Consider the following 16,583-nt stretch of genomic DNA (forward strand, 5'->3'; position numbering starts at 1 on the left):
GTAATGGTGCCTCCTTATTCCCAACTAAGAGCCGCTGTCACTCCGTAAAAAAAGCGAAAGTAATACGGTCATGCCGATCTAAACAAAGCCACCGGACACGCGCTGAGGAACTAACGCGTGAAAGCCCTCAGCAGCATGCTCTGATTGCCCCGTTCAATAGGCAGACGAGCGTCAGCAAGTTCGCGCCCTTGCCAACCGGCCCCCATCGCAACGTAAAGCGTAATGGCATCGGTCAGACGTTTCCCATGAGCTTTCACAGCGTCATCTTGCACCGTCAACGCTGTTTGTTCAGAATCCAACACATTGAGATAGCCCGTCAAACCAGCCCCAAAAAGCTGCTGCGCTCGATCACGCGCTAAACGCGCCTGACTCGCAGCTTCTTCCTGCTGGTGTACATATTCATTATCCTGATGCCAGTCATCCAGCCCATCTTCCACTTCGCGAAAGGCATTCAAAACAACCTGCCGATACTGCAAACGGCTTGCCTCAGCTTCAGCACGCGCCTCTGCAATCTGCGCACTATATTTCCCCCCATGAAGAACCGGCAAAGACATCATCATCATGATATTCCAGCTCATTCCACCAAGCTGGAAAGCCTGATACATCGCCGATGCATTCGGGTTGAAATTGAGCGGGATATTAAAGTTTGGGTAAAGCTGAGCAACAGCCACCCCGATATGAGCCGTACTTTCAGCATAACGCCGCTCCGCCTCACGAATATCAGGACGATTAGCCAACACCATCGACGGAATCGTCGAAGGGAACGTAGGCACCCTGGGAAGGGGGCGACGCTCTTCAAGCTCTGGCTCTAACGTGCCGGGCATTTCGCCCATTAACGTCGCAATCGCATGAATCATGCGCTCTTGTTGAGCATGAAGCGGAGGAAGACGCGCACGCTCTGTATGCTCTTCTGTCCGAGCCTGCGCAATCGCTAAGGTATTGCCCACACCATTAGCATACAGCCGCTCCACCATATTCGTGCTTGAATGTGCTGTGCGGATCGCATTCTCAGTCACAGCAAGGCGGCTCTGAATGGTTCGTAATTCAATATAGTCGCTGACAAGTTGGCTCAACAATGAAATCAGCAAACCACGCCTTGCCTCAATCGTTTCCTCAACAGCACGTTTACGTTGCTGAACTTGACGAGCAATGCGCCCAAAAACGTCAATTTCCCAACTGGCCCGTGCACCATAAGTCAAAACAGAAGCTTGAGGATGATTTGTGGGATTTCCGGGCCGGATAGGCCAGTTATCCACATTAATGGAATAGCGACTATCCCCACCGCCGGCATTGGCATCAAGCTGCGGATACCAATCAGCCTGCGCTTGACGTCTGAGCGCTTGTTCACTCCAAATATGCTGCGTGGCTGCTTGCAAATCGTAATTTCCCGCAATCGTCCGCTCTACAAGACGATTGAGGGTAGGGTCGTTAAACTGCCCCCACCATTCTTTTAACGATTTCTCAGTAGCAGCGATTTCCTCTTTCGTCGCCGGATGAGGCTGACTCGTAAATTTCTTAGGAAGAGCAATTTTGTCTGGCTTGTAATTTGGCCCCACCATACATGAGGAAAGTAAACAACAGCCAGAAATTAAGAGGGCAAGGGTACGTCTCATATTACAAGTGATTCTGCAGCCATGTTGTCAGCAGACCGCTCCCCCCTCTCTTCGCTTCTCCCGCTGCTACAGTCGCTGTCATACCAGCAGACAAAATCAGATCTGGCGGAACATCATCAAACTCAATACGGACAGGAATACGCTGTGCTAAACGCACCCATGTAAAGATCGGGCTTACATCTGGCAGACCAAGCTTATCAGAGACACCGTTCGCATCATTAATACCACGCCCAATGCTAATAACATGTCCCTTGAGAACCCGGCGATACCCCATCAACTTGATACGGGCAACATCCCCAACATGCACACCGTGCATCTTGGTTTCTTCAAAATAGCCATTAACCCAATAGCTATGCGCATCAATGACAGCCATACGCGGCTGACCAGCCTCAACATAATCGCCAATTCGCAAGTTAAGGTTTGTGATGTAACCATCAACAGCCGCGTAAACGGTCGAACGTTGTAAATTCAAAATGGCTGTATCAAGATCCGACTTGGCTTCCTCTACACGAGCGCGACGCGTCTCCATCTCAGAATTAAAGTTGTCTTGCTCTTCACGAGAGACAACACCACCCAAGCCTTTACGGCGACGAGCGTTGGAAACACTCAGTTTATAATCTTCCGTCACCCCCAATAAGCGGGCTTGCGCTTCATCAATTTTGAGGCGGAAACGCAGTGGATCAATTGTAAATAATGGATCCCCGCGATGAACAAACTGGTTATCAATAACGGGAACAGAAACAACCGTCCCTGATACTTCAGGTGCCGCGTTCACTACATAAACACGAACACGCCCATCACGTGTCCATGGATCTAGGACATAAATATCCCATACAACGTAGCCAAGCCCCGCTGCCAAGCAGAGGATGAGACATGTTAACAATGGACGCAAGAAGCGGCGAAGCCATATCATAAGGCCGCCTCCCCGCTAAACATACAACACCAGGAGGCAAAGCACACAAACATATAACGCAATCTCAAAAAGGGCGACGTGCCAGAACCATCCTAAAGCTCCAATCCTCCACAACAAAAAACGGAGCATCAAAGTCACGAAAACGGCAACGACAGCATAAATAGCGATTGGCGAGACAAAAATACCAAAGAGATTAACTTCAGCAAGCATTACACATCCCTCTGACCTCCGTCGCAATGACGAATTACATGGTCTGCTAACACTTGTGCCACGCTTCTCCCCAATCCTTAATAAATAGGGCTGATTCCTTTTCATCAGAATCAGCCAAGTCAGTAAGCAGAGGGTAACGAATTAGACGACTATTGACCAGCCTGATCTAGAAACAGAAAAGGCACTTTCCCCCTTCTAGATGAGGGAAAGTGCCTCTCCATTCCTTCAAAAAAGGCAGAATAAAGCAATTATTCGCACGTCCGCCCTTTTATTGCGAGGATTTATCACCTTTGCGTGATGCTGGCATAATCCTCGCACCATCTATCTGCCCCAACGGCCCTCGCTCTCTCTTACGACTTCTTACGTGAGAAGAGGGAACGAACAATCTTGAAAGCCTGACCTCCTGCATAACGGCCAACCGGCCCGTTCAGCACACCTAAGACCGTTGACAGCGCAAAAGCTTGCTTCAGCTCCTGAACTTTCCGATCACGCTCCATCCGTGCTTTTTCTTCTGCCACACCAGGCCTACGCGACAGGGAAGCAAGAATAACAAAAATCAGCACAAAGAGCAGATCAACACCCAAGACACACAAGGCTGAATAGAAAGGCCCTAAATGACAAAATGTCAGGAAAAGAGCCCACAAAACCCCGTGGAAGGACAGCGCGGCAAACCCCAAAAATACCAACGCAACAATTGCAAAAGCAGCACGCAATCCGTAGCGCTTTGCACAATGTCCGATAATCTGCCCTTGAGCAGAAAGAACCTCTTGACCAACTTCAACAGGACTACTCATGGCGCATCTATAACCTCTTTATGAAGAAAACAGACTTACAAACATAAAGAAGATCACCGAAAGAGAAAAGCCTTTCTCTCTTTTAATGCAAAAACCATATACTCTCCTTATTGAAATAAATAATAATTTTATAAAAAATGGCCTATTAGATTCCTAATTTTCTTATAATCCTTTAAATTTCTTATTAAATATGAGAAAATAATACCAAAATTCTTATTGCGGTATCCCTTCCCCATATTTGAGGATGTTTTTTAGAATACCCCCATACTTTTCTGCAATAAATCTTGCTAACTCCACAAAATACTCTAGAGTTTACTTTTATCATTTCCATCTACTATGCTGCCTTATGCTCCCCTATTCTAAAAAATATTATCAACTTCTTCATTTTCAAAAGAGGATTATAGCACGCTTTATAGGGAGCTTTCTCAGTTTAGCATCACCGTCTTATTGTGCTGTAGGTGTAGCAGGCTACACATCGCCCGTGCTCATTGATGGAACACCGCCTGTCCTAGGCTGTGACGATAGGGGCTTTCAGCCTCTATCGTCCCCTAAAAACTCCGGTCAACCTACCGGGCATGCTGAAGATATTTTAGTATGGGATCAAGCGCGTTTAGATACACCGCCAAAATGGCAAGATTTGTGGGATGTGGTTCAACTCCCCGGGCAAAGAGCTCTCCCCAAAAGCGCACGTCTTACCCTTGAAATCGCGCTTCTTTCTGATGGAGTGCCCCCACAACGTATTTACGAGACCCTTGCCACATCACGCGGCGTCGCCCATGCTTTCCATCGTCTTGACCAATTACGCCCCTATATCGTGTGGTGGGATAGTCCTTCTAAAGCACGAGACTTGATGAAAAAGAAGGCTTTTCTGATGGGCGTCACACCTCGTAAAAGCATGGTACCATCAGCGAGAACATCTAATTCCTCTCTTTTTATGAGCGGAACCACATACACGCTTTATACAACACAATTTGGGAAAAATCCGTGGGAAACAAACGCTGTAGATACCTCCCAAAACGTACCAATCTCTGATAAAACACTTGAAATTGACAACCATTTCTGGACGGTTCATGCACCTATGCTAGAAGCACGTTTCGCAGCATGGCTTCGCCGTTAAACTCTCTTCTTCATCGCCCCTAACGATACTGGACTCCATGACTTCTACCGCGCCCTTTTGGCAAACCACTTCCCTTGATGACATGACAACGGAACAATGGGAGTCTCTTTGCGACGGTTGCGGGCGTTGCTGTCTTGATAAATTACGTGACGACGAAACAGACGCCATTATCTGGACAAACGTTTCATGCCGCCTTCTAGACGGACATAGCTGCCTCTGCTCGGACTATCATCGTCGCCATCGCCGCGTGTCTGAGTGCATCACCCTCACGCTGTCTATCCTCCGCGAAGCAGATTGGCTCCCCCCTAGCTGCGCCTATCGCCTCCTCCGTGATGGGTTTGACCTACCAGACTGGCACCCGCTGCGCAGCGGTACGCATGAAACAGTCCATAAAGTGGGCGCATCGGTCCGTGACCGTTGCATCAATGAGCGCGATGCCGGAATGCTCGAAGACCATGAGGTTGACTGGCCAGGTGAATGGCCAGAGCATGCTCCACCCTGTACAGCCCCCCTGTCGTCCGACACGTAAGCTGCTTGTTTATGTTCGCCCCTCCGGTCATTTGGAAGAACGCACCACGCGCTAAGCGGCTCTCACTTCGTATTGATATACAGAGCAAAGCTGTGGTGATCACTCTTCCCCCTCGCGCAAGCCGGAAACAGGGTATCGCACTTTTACACAGCCAAGCTCATTGGGTCAGCGAAGCTCTCGCAGCCCTTCCTGCTTCTGCTCTGGAAAGAAATCACGTGCTGTTGCACGGGTGCTTCTACCGGCTTCAGCACTCTACAGGCAACGAGACGACACTCACCGCCGACACTTTTCTCCTCGGTGGTGAATGTTTGGAAGACAAACAGCGTCTTCTCAAGGACTTTGTGCATCAGCAAGCCAAAGTGACCTTACCGGCTCTTATTGACCATTACGGTCGCATCATGGACCAAAAACCACAGAAAATTACTCTGCGTGATACAAAAAGCCGTTGGGGCAGCTGCACGCGACAAGGACGCCTCATGCTCAACTGGCGCCTTATTATGGCGCCGGACGACATTGCTCGCTATGTGATCGTTCACGAGCTTGCTCATATGACACATTTCAATCATAGCCCTGCCTTTTGGGCTCATGTGGATCGTTTTTGCCCTGATGGAAAAAAAGGACGGCTTAAAGCAGAAAAATATCTTCGTCAGAATGGTATTCTTCTTATGCGTATGGTATGAGGCTTTCAACTTCTGGTGTTGCGCGCTTGGCGGAATGGTAGACGCACGAGACTTAAAATCTCGGGTCCGTAAGGACGTGCGGGTTCAAGTCCCGCAGTGCGCACCAGAAGCGATCCCCCAATAAAACCGTTCTCTTTGGCATACATCTGCTATCAGGCCACACCTAGATAATGCCTATATTAAGATAATGCTTCTTATTCTCATCTATCCATTCTATCATAGGAGGCCTTCTGCTTTCTCCCATTGATAGGGTTCTGCTTCTTCATGGCACTGACACGCTTTCTGTCCTTCTTCCGCCGTTCACAGAAAGACAATATCCCTACTCCATTGCCGAATTCCATTCAGGACATTTACCAAAAAGCAGCGAATGGTCATGTTCTTGAGCAAGTTTTATGGGGAAAGACCCTTCTCAACAGCCAATATGTAACACCCGATCATAAAAAGGCCTATGACTGGTTCACCATCGCCGCTCAGGCCCATTATGGCCCAGCGCATAATATGCTTGGCCGTTGCGCCCAATTTGGCTGGGGATGTCCACTGGATCTACCTACAGCCGTTCAACATTATCGCCGCGCTGCTGAGCTTAACGATTTATGGGGCATATATAATTTAGCGATCTGCACGATGCGTGGGCTGGGGACACTAAAAAACATGAAAGAAGCCTTCACGCTTTTTCACCGTGCCGCCCATAAAGGGCACCCCAAATCCATGAATCTTCTCGCCCGTTTCATAGAAGAAGGATGGGAAACACCGCGTGACCCTCGCGCCGCTTTAGACTGGTACCGCCGTTCAGCAGAGGGGGGTGATTATCGGGGGCAGCATAATTATGCAACGATTTTACTCTCTCAGAACCGTCCTCAAGAGGCGCTGTCACTCTGGCAGCGCGCCGTGCATGACGCCACACCTGATATTCTTCTCGCCATGGAGCGTGAACTCAGCCGCCCCCACGCCCCCAAAGACCCCGAGTTAAAGGCGCTTCTGGACGAAAAACTTACGATCCTGCGTGCACAGCAGGAAAACGCAGCGTCTTCTTAACCATGATGATGGCACGCGACCCACTGGGCCTCACCTTCCGTGTAATGTTCTTTCTTCCACACAGGTAAGCGCTGTTTGATCGCATCAATAATAAAACGGCATGCCTGAAAGGCTGCCTCACGATGAGGGGCCGACACACCGATCCATACAGCCATATCCCCTATATCCAACATTCCAGAACGATGCATCGCAGACGCCGCTGAAATCTCAAACCGTTCCATCGCTTCTTCTAAGATAGCCGCCCCTTCTTTGCGTGCTAGAGCCTCATACACCTGATATTCCAACGCTTTTACGGCACGCCCGTGATTATGGTTGCGCACCCATCCTTCAAAAGCACAATACCCCCCTGCCTCTGCTAAACGCAGCGCTTGCTTCAAAGGGGTTATATCCATCTCTTGAGCCGCAATGACAAAACGTATTGCCATGGTTTTAACCTCCCGTCACGGGAGGAATGAACACCACCATATCTCCCTCATGAGGCACCTCATCCCATGAAGCAAACGCATCATTCACCGCCACACGAAGCTGATCACGCTCTAATGGGAACTGATAATCACGCCTGACCTGCTCATAAAGCGTGCCGAGACTAATCGCTTCAATGTCCCGCTCTTCACGCGTGCACCCTGCTAGATCGCGCAGTTGAGCGAAATATTCTAAGGTAATCCGCATCAGGCATCCTTTCCCATCTGTGCCAGAGCCGCTGCGCGATCCGCCTGACTATTCGCATTGTTCACATGATTCGCGTTCAGCGTATCCAACAGCGCACTCTCCTGCTTTATCAGAGCCCGGCGTGGGCATACGTGCCCTTGGGCAACGTACTCCGACAATGCCGCCAGCATAGGCGGTGTCCAGATCGCACACAAAGGCTCGGGGAGGCCATTCTCTGCGTTCCGATACGCAAGAGAACGAGAAGGAGATAGACGCCACTGATCACATAAATGCGCCAAACAGGCCTGATCTATAAATGGCAAATCACACGCCAAGACCAGCCAATTCGCTTTGGGGAACGCACGATAAGCAGCCAAAATCCCCGCTGCTGGCCCCGTAACGGTTCCATCGTCAACAAGGCAAGAAAAACGCGCCCTTACGCTCTCATGGCGCTGTTCAGGCCGTATAGAAACGAAAGACTGCTGCACGTAAGGCGCCACCACCTCCATAAGATAATCAAGATGGGGCTTTCCATGGTAAGACAGCAGCGCTTTATCAGACCCCATCCGCGTGCTCTGTCCGCCTGCTAGGACAAGGCCGTAAAGACCCTCACTCATACATTCTCTCGTTGAAAATCACGTTTCCCGCCGGCTTTTTGCAGCAACCGCACCTCATGAATCTCAATGTCATGGCTCAGCGCCTTGCACATATCATAGACCGTCAAAGCTGCGACAGAAGCTCCCGTTAGCGCTTCCATCTCCACCCCTGTTCGGCCATGGCATGATACATGACATTGAACAACAACATCGTCCCCCTCAACATGCAATTCAACCTGACAACCATTCAGCGGCAATGTATGACAAAGCGGAATAAGCTGCGGCGTCGCCTTTACACCCATCACCCCAGCAATTTGCGCAACCGTCAAAACCGCGCCTTTCTTGGTCATAAAGCCTTGGTCACGCAACTGTTGCGCGCATTCAGCGGGGAAGCGAATACGCGCTTGCGCCGTAGCATGACGGGAGGTCACGTCTTTTTGGCCAACATCGACCATATGCGGATTCTGATTATGAGGATCAACATGATTTAATATGGTCATTTCAGCCCCCGATATAATTCATCTCAACACGTTGCGAGGCAGACTTCTGCCCATCAAGCCCTGCGCGCTTCTCACTGTAGCGGTCTGAACGCCGCTGCCATAACGTATGCAGAACCTCCTCCACAGCATCAGGCCCTCCATGACGCACGACCGAACGGAGATCCTTCCCTTCCTGAGCAAAAAGACATGTATAAAACCGACCATCTGACGATAACCGCGCGCGTGTACATGTCCCACAAAAAGGCATCGTGACAGAGGCAATAATGCCCACCTCACGATCAGTCCCACGATAGCGATAACGCGTCGCCACTTCGCCTTCATAACGCAGGTCTATACGCTCAAGGGGGCCATTTTGTTCAAGCAAAGCATAGATCTCATCAGCCGTCACAACCTCATGACGCTGCCACCCATTGCGCGTTCCCACATCCATATATTCGATAAACCTTGTGTTCATCTGACGCGCCGCCCCATAAGCCGCAAGTTTGGGAACCTCACGCTCATTCACACCCCGCTGCACAACGCTGTTGATCTTCACACCATCAGGGAACTGAGCCTGACAAGCCGCTTCAATCCCGCTCAGCACATGCTCAACATGCCCACGACCGCCACTCATATGAGAAAAAATCACAGAGTCTAACGCGTCCAAGCTAACCGTTACACGCCGCAACCCCGCCCTTTGCAACGGTTTTGCTAGCTGTGGAAGCAGCACCCCATTGGTTGTCAGCGCTAAGTCCTCCACTCCTTCCAAAGCTGCCAAGGCTTCAACAAGCTCCAGCAACTGTGGATGCAGCAGGGGCTCCCCACCTGTCAGGCGAATTTTACGCACACCCAGCCGCACAGCACTGCGCGCAATCGTGACCATCTCCGCCACGCTCAAGCGCTCATTAGAGGCGAGGAAACGAAACCCATCGGGATAGTCCGTCTCCGGCATGCAATACGGACAACGGAATGGACAGCGATCAATAATCGACAGTCTTAAATCCCGCCACGCACGACCGTACTGATCCCGTATGACTACGCCCATGGATAAAAAGGAACGCGCGTCCCAGCGAACGCCTCTCCTTCTCCCGGTGAAAGCTCGACAATCCCACCAGTCTGAGGCAACCCCATAAAATCCCCCGAGGTCGGCATAGGGAAAGGCTGGGCCTCTCCGCCTCTCACCTGCACCGGCACAAAACGCGTCCGCTGTGCCAAACGTGGCACGGGGGCCGTTAACGACAACGATACAACCTCGCCCACCGCGCGCTTAGCCGCTTGATCCAACAACGGCAGCACGTAACGCGCCATACACACCATGGCCGATACAGGATTTCCCGGCAAACCAACGACACGTTGCCCCGCGGAACCATAACCAAACCATAGCGGCCCACCAGGACGTTGTAAGACTTTATAAAAAACGCACTGTACCCCGATATGCTCTAAAGCACGCGGCACATAGTCAAAGGCCCCCATCGAAACCCCACCACTGAGCAAGACCACATCATAACGCGCTATAATGTCCCCAAGCACAGCACATGTCTCATCATACGCATCCTTTAGCGTACGATGTTCAAGCATCGAAAAGCCGTGCAGCTGCAACATCCCCATGATCGCATAATAATTTGACCGCCGCACCTGCCAAGGCTGGACAGGCTCATCCACCTCCACCAGCTCATCACCCGTTGTCACAACACAAACAGAAGGCTCACGGCTGACCAGCGGCGTCGCCACCCCGTTCGCCGCTAAAACGGCCAAAGAGGGGCCATCCAACTTCTGCCCCTCGCATAAAAGAACGTCTCCTTGCGTGCGGTCAGATGCTTGAGGATGAATGAACGCACCCTGAGCAGGGAGCTCGTCTCCCATAAAAAAGACCTGATCATCCACCCGGCGAATCTGCTCAACAGGAATGATACAATTCGCCCCTATAGGCAGTACAGAGCCTGTCGTGACCTCCCAGCAAAAAGCGCCCTCGGGCAGTTCACGCGGTGGTTCCCCAGCCCGTTGCATCCCCAAAACATGAAGTGGGAAAGCAGCCCCTACTCTTAGAGCAATGCCATCCATCATCACACGGTCATAAGGCGGTTGATCGCGCTCTGCTCTGACCTTCTGTCGCAAGACCCGTCCACGTGCGCGATGTAATGGCACAGGCTCACACCCGAAATCACCCGCATGCCGCATCACAGCCTTATGCGCCTCTGTTACGGTGATGAGAGCCATAGCTATCCTCTTTTTAATCCTCAGTGCCGTCCCTTTTAAATAAGAGCCCAGCGCCCACAATCAACAGCTGATACAAATGCAGAGCCCTTCCTTTGCCGTCTCTCCTCCGCCTGCTTCTATCTTTGCCGCTACAGGACTATTGCCGCAAAACCTCGCTCTTATTGTAGCGAGCCCCTCCTCACAAACATCGACAATCAGTCAGGCAGAAAGCCATAGGAGAGAAGAGTATCAACAATACAGAGCACGTTCCCAAAAGCGAGGCTTTACTAACGCTGGCCACATAAAAAAGGGCCTTCATTATCGAAGACCCTTTCCCATCACGCACTCCCTCTATCTCTCACTAAAAAACAGAGAGGGAACACTCTATGACAGTCCTCCCTTCCTTTAAGAAGGAGGCGTTATGTTAAGTGCCCAAGCGGCATCTTGATTGCGCTCCGGCGTATCCGCCAGAACATAGCCCTCATCAGACAGCATGCGCGTCATATAATGGCGATTATAGAAAAAGCAGTAAAATAACTGCCAAAATCCGCCCGTAATCGCCGTTAAAACGGCATGGAGGACAGCGACCAAAATCTCACCGCGAATAAGCGGTACCAAAAAGCCGAAAAAGAGATACGTCCAGCTAAAACCGATATAACCCTTCCGCGTTATACCAGATGCAGTATTACGAATCAGAACTCTCTCTGCCATGAAGCCGTCCCTTTATTGCTCACACTGTTACGTGGTGGACCCAATGAAACGAATCCTCCGCCTCACCACGTTGCACGTTACTCAAGGCTTCACGCAAGCGTAAAGCAACAGGGCCGGCCGTTTTCCCATCACCAAAGCGTGCTTCATCGCCTGAAGCGCGGTGGAAAGACCCGATAGGAGACACCACCGCAGCCGTGCCACACGCAAATGCTTCGACGATCTCACCTGAGGCAGCGCCTGCAAACACATCATCAATAGCGATGGGCTCCTCACGCATCGTCAGGCCCATCTTACGGCCCAGCTTGAGCAAGCTATCGCGTGTAATGCCACGCAAAATGGCTCCGCTCAGCGGTGGTGTCACCACAGAACCATCTTTATGAACGAACATGACATTCATGCCGCCCATTTCATCCACATAACGCCGCTCACGGGCATCAAGGAACAGAACTTGGTCACAGCCTTTCTCAGCAGCTTCTTGCTGAGGGACAAGGCTAGACGCGTAATTGCCGCCACATTTTGCTTCACCCGTTCCACCAATTGCCGCACGGGTATACTCATCCGACACCCACACAGACACACAGCCAGAGCTGAAATAAGCACCAACGGGACTTGCCAACAGCACAAATAAATATTCGTTCGCGCGCTTCACACCCAAAAACACTTCATTAGAAATCATGAAAGGACGTAGATAAAGGCTCTGGTCACTTCCCTGAGGAACCCAGTCCCGATCAACTTTAAGAAGATTTTCAATAGCACCCATAAAGAGATCTTCAGGCAATTCCGCCATTGCCAAACGACGGGCCGATGCCGCAAAACGGGCAGCGTTCGCTCCAGGACGGAACAGAGTAATATCCCCATTTTTCCCGCGATAAGCTTTCAGCCCCTCAAAAATCTCCTGCCCATAATGCAAAACCGTTGAGGCTGGATCAATCGACAATGGCCCCCGTGGCACCACCTTTGCATCATGCCATCCCTGACCTTCAACATAGCGAATAACCACCATATGATCGGTAAACACACGACCAAATTTTGGGTCTTTAAGGAGTGCTTCCCGTTGATCAGCCGGAGTAGGAGTGGAGGTCTTTTCGATGTGGAAGTCAGCCATGACGTAAGATTCCTAAAGAAAATAGGGCATTTAACGCAATAATACTTTCCTTGCTCTGACACAAGTTTTCCCACAAAAAAACCCCCGCTGCATAACGCAGACGGGGGTTTTCCGTAGCGGCTTCCAAGCCACCAAACGTCGAAAAATTAACGCTTGGAGAACTGGAAGGAACGGCGGGCTTTAGCCTTACCGTATTTCTTACGCTCAACCACACGACTATCGCGGGTGAGAAAGCCAGCCGCCTTCAGGACGCGGCGTAGCTCTGGCTCATAATGAGCCAACGCACGGGACAAACCGTGACGCACAGCACCAGCCTGACCAGACAGACCGCCACCAGTAACCGTGCAATACACGTCAAACTGGTTGTAACGATCCACCAGCAGGAATGGCTGAGTGATCAGCATACGCAGCACAGGGCGTGCGAAATATGTTGTGACCGGACGACCGTTCACAATGATATCGCCTTTACCTGGCTTGATCCATACGCGAGCAATAGCGTCCTTACGACGACCCGTCGCATAGGAACGGCCTTGTGCATCACGCTTGGCTTCATAAACCGGTGCAGCATTTGTAGTAACAGGAGCAGCGCTAGCAAGATCCTGCAGCGTGCCGGTACGCTCGGCGGAGCGCTCTTGAGTCTCTGACATGATCAGGCCTTACGACTTGCGTTGTACAGTGTTCTTGCGGTTCATAGCGGCAACATCCAGTGTCACAGGCTTTTGGCCATCGTGAGGATGTTCTGTTCCCGCATAAACGTACAAGTGCTTCATCTGAGCGCGCTGTAATGGGCCGCGTGAGATCATACGCTCAACAGCTTTCTCCACCACGTGGCCAGGGTTTTTCCCTTCCAGACGTTGGCGAATGCTGCGCTCCTTCACCCCACCAGGATGACCGGTGTGATAATGGAACAGCTTCTGACCGACTTTATTGCCTGTCAGAACAATTTTGTCTGCGTTGATCACAATAACAGCATCACCAGCATCCACATGTGGTGTGTACTGAGGCTTATGTTTACCGCGCAGACGGTTAGCGATGATGGTAGCGAGACGACCCAAGACCAGCCCTTCGGCATCGATCAGGATCCAATTTCTCGTCACCTCCGCAGGTTTCAACGAAACTGTGGTCTTCATTAATGACGTTTCCAACTTGAGGCGCCGCGAACATCGCCGCACCGGGAAAAGCTTTCCTCGCCTCCCTCCTCATTGTCAGAGAATCAAGGCATAAGAAAAGACATAAGATAGGGCGCGTTATCGCGAGAGATGACGATAAGGTCAAGTGTTTTTTATAAACAGAGTTGAAGTGTTTTTGGCTAAAAACTGCTACTTATTGTAGTGCGGTATTATGTTACCGCACTATTTTCTATCAACAAATCACTCGATTGATCATTTTTTGCCACAATCATGCTCCCAACAGAGGCTTGCCCCCATCAAAGTGGATGATATGGTGGCCCTCTTTCCCGTTTTAGGCCCTCCCAGTCAGAAGATGCGCCCTTTCAAAGAAGACACACCGTGAAAAGACCTTGGCTGACGACTTCTTTAACAGCCCTTATCCTCTGTGCGGCTGGTATTGGACTTTATCGTGAGGCGTCTCATGCGCTAACCCATATCCTCACACGGTTTCAGGAAACGCTGCCTGCTGGCAGTCATTTCACCTACCGCAGCGCCTCCCCTTCCCTCCTCATTGGCGGCGCAACACTCCATGATGTGACGTTTCACAGCCCAACGATTACCTTCCACGCTGCTCAAGTTCGTTTAGGACACCCTCATTTTCTCCACGATGGTAGCATCGGCATGGCAAGCCTTCAGCTCGATTCTGCTGATTATCGCGGCCCTTCACTTAATTTGCATGCCGCCAAGGCTATTTTCCGTCATCTTCTTATCCCGTCTCCCCCCAAGGCTGCACTCCATACAGACCTCACAACCGTCAGCACGCATTCACTTGCCGCTATTCTCTCCTTCAACCCGCAACATCTCTCATCGTTGCGCTTTGGCCGAACCCATGTTGAAGGGCTTGATTTCACGTTCCCGCCTCAACAACCCTTCTTTTCTCCTGCTCTTCACCTCACACATATCACGGTGGAAACCCTCACGTTGGAAGGCTATGGCGTCGGGTCTCGCGTTCTCACAGATATCAAAAATGTGTCTTTGTCCTTGTCGCTGTCCTCGAAGAGCACATCTACTTGGCCCACGCTTCTTTCCGATATGCTGTGCCCTCCAGATATGACGAACAGTGCAGCCATCCCTCTTACACTCACGTTGGAGAGATTTTATGCTCGTAATGGCCATCATCATTGGCTCCAGAGCAATTCATCTCACATTGAAGAAGCATTATCCCAAGCATTCCAGCGTGATCCTCTCCAAAATTTGTGGGAAAGCCCCGGCTCTCTGTGGCTCCATCACCTTGCGCTCACCATTGGAAACCCAGAAAATGGCAGTGTCTTTCGGCTCGACCACCTGAACCTGACACGTAAGAATGACCTCTCAGCAGCCCTCCATACAGAAGGCGAGCTTCAAGGCATTCATCTACGCCCTGCTGGCGGACGACATTTTACCATGTCAATCAATGGTCAAAAGACGCTCTTACAGTTCATAGAAAACAGCCATAAAGATGATAAAGGATGGGATAACGCTTTCACCTCCCATCTTACGGTTCCTTCTCTTGGGCATGTAGCGCTGGACGCACATACACACCTTCCAGCAAAAAACCCTTTGCATACGGCCATGGATCGAGAGAGTTTTGCCCAGAATGCTCTTATGACAAACGCTACTATCACCCTTAAAGGCGAACGGCTTCTCGATCTCTGGCCACATCTCGCTCATATCAACGCATCCGTAGAGGAACGTGCGCATTTCCGTGAAGATCTCATCCATGCGCTAGAACAGGCAATCAGCGCGCGTCCGCTCTTCACACCTATGATGGATTATGTGCTCACTCCTAAAGACCGCACATTAACGGTTGGTTTTGGCACCCTGTCGATTGATGATCTCATCCATCTCCCACTCACAGGCCCCACCAATGCCGTGCTAGACCGCGCGCATATTACCTCTGTCACGGTGCATTAATGAACCCTTCAGCGCCCGTCGCCGTCATTGGGGCCAATGGCCGCACAGGCCGAGCTTTGTGCCGCACTCTTCTAAGAGCACACATCCCCCTCATTGCCTGCACGCGCTCACCTGAGCAAGTGCGCAAAAACCTCGCCCATTTTCCTCAGCACGCCGTTACCGTCCGCTCTCTTGAGCTGCACGACAGTCAAAATGTTCGAGATGCATTACGAGATGGGGCCTTTATTATCACTACGGCCCATGCACGCCACTTGCCCACCCTTCTCCATGCGTCAAAAGCCCCAATCGTTGCACTCGGAAGCACCCGTAAAAACACCCACTGGCCCGATGACCATGCCCGTGGTGTTCTTCTTGGTGAACGCGCCCTGCAGAATGACCCGCGCCCTTCCATCATCTTACACCCAACGATGATTTATGGTGCAGAGGGTGAAAATAACGTGCAACGCCTCACCAAACTTCTGCGTTTTCTTCCCGTCATCCCACTTCCCAATCATGGGCGCGCGCTCGTGCAACCGATTGACCAAGAGGATGTCATACGCTGCCTTTATGCCGCTTTGGAGCTTTTACGCAAACGCAACATCACGGGGCCAGAAAGTATCACAATCGCAGGAGCGGAATGCCTATCGTACCGGGATTTTATCACAAAGATTATGCAGCATGCAGGCTTAAAACCGCGCCCGATTCTCTCTTTACCGGCTTCCTTCTTAATGCGGATGGCCCAGCTCACGGCGTTCATTCCCGCTTTACCGACCATTACACCGCCTGAAATCCGGCGTTTGTTGGAAGATAAAGACACTGATATCACCATTATGACCACACGACTTGGCGTGCAGCCCATCAGCTTTGACGAAGGACTGAAGCGTCTTTTTCAATAAGCTTAATTTTTAAGGGGGAA

General features: G+C 51.0%; 20 protein-coding genes and 1 tRNA gene. 7 read left to right on the forward strand and 14 right to left on the reverse strand.

Translation table 11 applies throughout. The annotated features are described in order from the left end of the window. Positions 1 to 110 precede the first annotated feature (110 nt). The 4 genes from F457_RS0105170 to F457_RS0105185 form a co-directional block, all read right to left on the reverse strand. Complete coding sequence (locus tag F457_RS0105170) at positions 111 to 1,613, reverse strand: efflux transporter outer membrane subunit (RefSeq protein WP_018980073.1); 1,503 nt, start codon at positions 1,611 to 1,613, stop codon at positions 111 to 113. Position 1,614: 1 nt separating this feature from the next. Beyond that, the gene (locus F457_RS0105175; RefSeq protein WP_018980074.1) at positions 1,615 to 2,526 is read right to left on the reverse strand and encodes an HlyD family efflux transporter periplasmic adaptor subunit; all 912 of its coding nucleotides are present in this window, start codon (positions 2,524 to 2,526) and stop codon (positions 1,615 to 1,617) included. A 15-nt stretch (positions 2,527 to 2,541) separates the two neighbouring features. Then, complete coding sequence (locus F457_RS0105180) at positions 2,542 to 2,736, reverse strand: DUF1656 domain-containing protein (protein ID WP_018980075.1); 195 nt, start codon at positions 2,734 to 2,736, stop codon at positions 2,542 to 2,544. Positions 2,737 to 3,086: 350 nt separating this feature from the next. Beyond that, positions 3,087 to 3,530: a hypothetical protein gene (locus F457_RS0105185; RefSeq protein ID WP_018980076.1), complete on the reverse strand. Its 444-nt coding sequence runs from the start codon at positions 3,528 to 3,530 to the stop codon at positions 3,087 to 3,089. 346 nt (positions 3,531 to 3,876) lie between these two features. Between F457_RS0105185 and F457_RS13250 the strand changes: the two genes are divergently transcribed. The 5 genes from F457_RS13250 (at position 3,877) to F457_RS0105210 (ending at position 6,891) form a co-directional block, all read left to right on the forward strand. Continuing rightward, a complete protein-coding gene (locus F457_RS13250; protein WP_169584109.1) occupies positions 3,877 to 4,647 on the forward strand; it encodes an extracellular solute-binding protein in 771 nt (256 codons plus the stop codon). Positions 4,648 to 4,684: 37 nt separating this feature from the next. Continuing rightward, the gene (locus F457_RS0105195) at positions 4,685 to 5,176 is read left to right on the forward strand and encodes a YcgN family cysteine cluster protein (protein ID WP_026294214.1); all 492 of its coding nucleotides are present in this window, start codon (positions 4,685 to 4,687) and stop codon (positions 5,174 to 5,176) included. 11 nt (positions 5,177 to 5,187) lie between these two features. Then, positions 5,188 to 5,856 (forward strand): M48 family metallopeptidase, encoded by a 669-nt coding sequence (locus tag F457_RS0105200; RefSeq protein ID WP_018980079.1) that lies wholly within the window; start codon positions 5,188 to 5,190, stop codon positions 5,854 to 5,856. Between the two features lie 20 nt (positions 5,857 to 5,876). Further along, a tRNA-Leu gene (locus F457_RS0105205) sits at positions 5,877 to 5,962 on the forward strand. A 158-nt stretch (positions 5,963 to 6,120) separates the two neighbouring features. After that, positions 6,121 to 6,891 (forward strand): tetratricopeptide repeat protein, encoded by a 771-nt coding sequence (locus F457_RS0105210; protein WP_018980080.1) that lies wholly within the window; start codon positions 6,121 to 6,123, stop codon positions 6,889 to 6,891. On the opposite strand, the gene F457_RS0105215 is transcribed toward F457_RS0105210, so the two are convergent. The 10 genes from F457_RS0105215 to rplM form a co-directional block, all read right to left on the reverse strand. Further along, complete coding sequence (locus tag F457_RS0105215; RefSeq protein ID WP_018980081.1) at positions 6,888 to 7,316, reverse strand: molybdenum cofactor biosynthesis protein MoaE; 429 nt, start codon at positions 7,314 to 7,316, stop codon at positions 6,888 to 6,890. The genes F457_RS0105210 and F457_RS0105215 overlap by 4 nt on opposite strands. A gap of 4 nt (positions 7,317 to 7,320) precedes the next feature. Further along, complete coding sequence (locus tag F457_RS0105220; RefSeq protein ID WP_018980082.1) at positions 7,321 to 7,560, reverse strand: MoaD/ThiS family protein; 240 nt, start codon at positions 7,558 to 7,560, stop codon at positions 7,321 to 7,323. Next, complete coding sequence (locus tag F457_RS0105225) at positions 7,560 to 8,156, reverse strand: NTP transferase domain-containing protein (protein WP_018980083.1); 597 nt, start codon at positions 8,154 to 8,156, stop codon at positions 7,560 to 7,562. Before F457_RS0105225 ends, F457_RS0105220 begins: the two co-directional genes overlap by 1 nt. Further along, positions 8,153 to 8,635 (reverse strand): cyclic pyranopterin monophosphate synthase MoaC, encoded by a 483-nt coding sequence (moaC, locus tag F457_RS0105230; protein WP_018980084.1) that lies wholly within the window; start codon positions 8,633 to 8,635, stop codon positions 8,153 to 8,155. Before moaC ends, F457_RS0105225 begins: the two co-directional genes overlap by 4 nt. A gap of 1 nt (position 8,636) precedes the next feature. Next, positions 8,637 to 9,659, reverse strand: a complete 1,023-nt coding sequence (gene moaA / locus F457_RS0105235; protein WP_083912713.1) for a GTP 3',8-cyclase MoaA — start codon at positions 9,657 to 9,659, stop codon at positions 8,637 to 8,639. Continuing rightward, positions 9,650 to 10,831: a molybdopterin molybdotransferase MoeA gene (locus F457_RS0105240; protein WP_018980086.1), complete on the reverse strand. Its 1,182-nt coding sequence runs from the start codon at positions 10,829 to 10,831 to the stop codon at positions 9,650 to 9,652. Before F457_RS0105240 ends, moaA begins: the two co-directional genes overlap by 10 nt. 384 nt (positions 10,832 to 11,215) lie before the next feature. Next, the gene (locus F457_RS0105245) at positions 11,216 to 11,521 is read right to left on the reverse strand and encodes a hypothetical protein (RefSeq protein WP_018980087.1); all 306 of its coding nucleotides are present in this window, start codon (positions 11,519 to 11,521) and stop codon (positions 11,216 to 11,218) included. A 19-nt stretch (positions 11,522 to 11,540) separates the two neighbouring features. Continuing rightward, positions 11,541 to 12,626, reverse strand: a complete 1,086-nt coding sequence (locus F457_RS0105250; RefSeq protein WP_018980088.1) for a branched-chain amino acid aminotransferase — start codon at positions 12,624 to 12,626, stop codon at positions 11,541 to 11,543. A gap of 146 nt (positions 12,627 to 12,772) precedes the next feature. Next, entirely contained in the window at positions 12,773 to 13,273 is a 501-nt protein-coding gene (gene rpsI, locus F457_RS0105255) for a 30S ribosomal protein S9 (RefSeq protein WP_018980089.1), read from the reverse strand. A 9-nt stretch (positions 13,274 to 13,282) separates the two neighbouring features. Continuing rightward, positions 13,283 to 13,756: a 50S ribosomal protein L13 gene (rplM, locus tag F457_RS0105260; RefSeq protein WP_018980090.1), complete on the reverse strand. Its 474-nt coding sequence runs from the start codon at positions 13,754 to 13,756 to the stop codon at positions 13,283 to 13,285. Between the two features lie 378 nt (positions 13,757 to 14,134). On the opposite strand from rplM, the gene F457_RS0105270 reads away from it, so the two are divergent. Beyond that, complete coding sequence (locus F457_RS0105270; RefSeq protein ID WP_018980092.1) at positions 14,135 to 15,688, forward strand: hypothetical protein; 1,554 nt, start codon at positions 14,135 to 14,137, stop codon at positions 15,686 to 15,688. Next, positions 15,688 to 16,563, forward strand: a complete 876-nt coding sequence (locus F457_RS0105275) for an SDR family oxidoreductase (protein ID WP_018980093.1) — start codon at positions 15,688 to 15,690, stop codon at positions 16,561 to 16,563. The genes F457_RS0105270 and F457_RS0105275 overlap by 1 nt, the downstream gene beginning before the upstream one ends. The last annotated feature ends 20 nt before the right edge of the window (positions 16,564 to 16,583 follow it).

The sequence above is a fragment of the Saccharibacter floricola DSM 15669 genome (genome assembly GCF_000378165.1).
Lineage (GTDB): Bacteria > Pseudomonadota > Alphaproteobacteria > Acetobacterales > Acetobacteraceae > Saccharibacter > Saccharibacter floricola.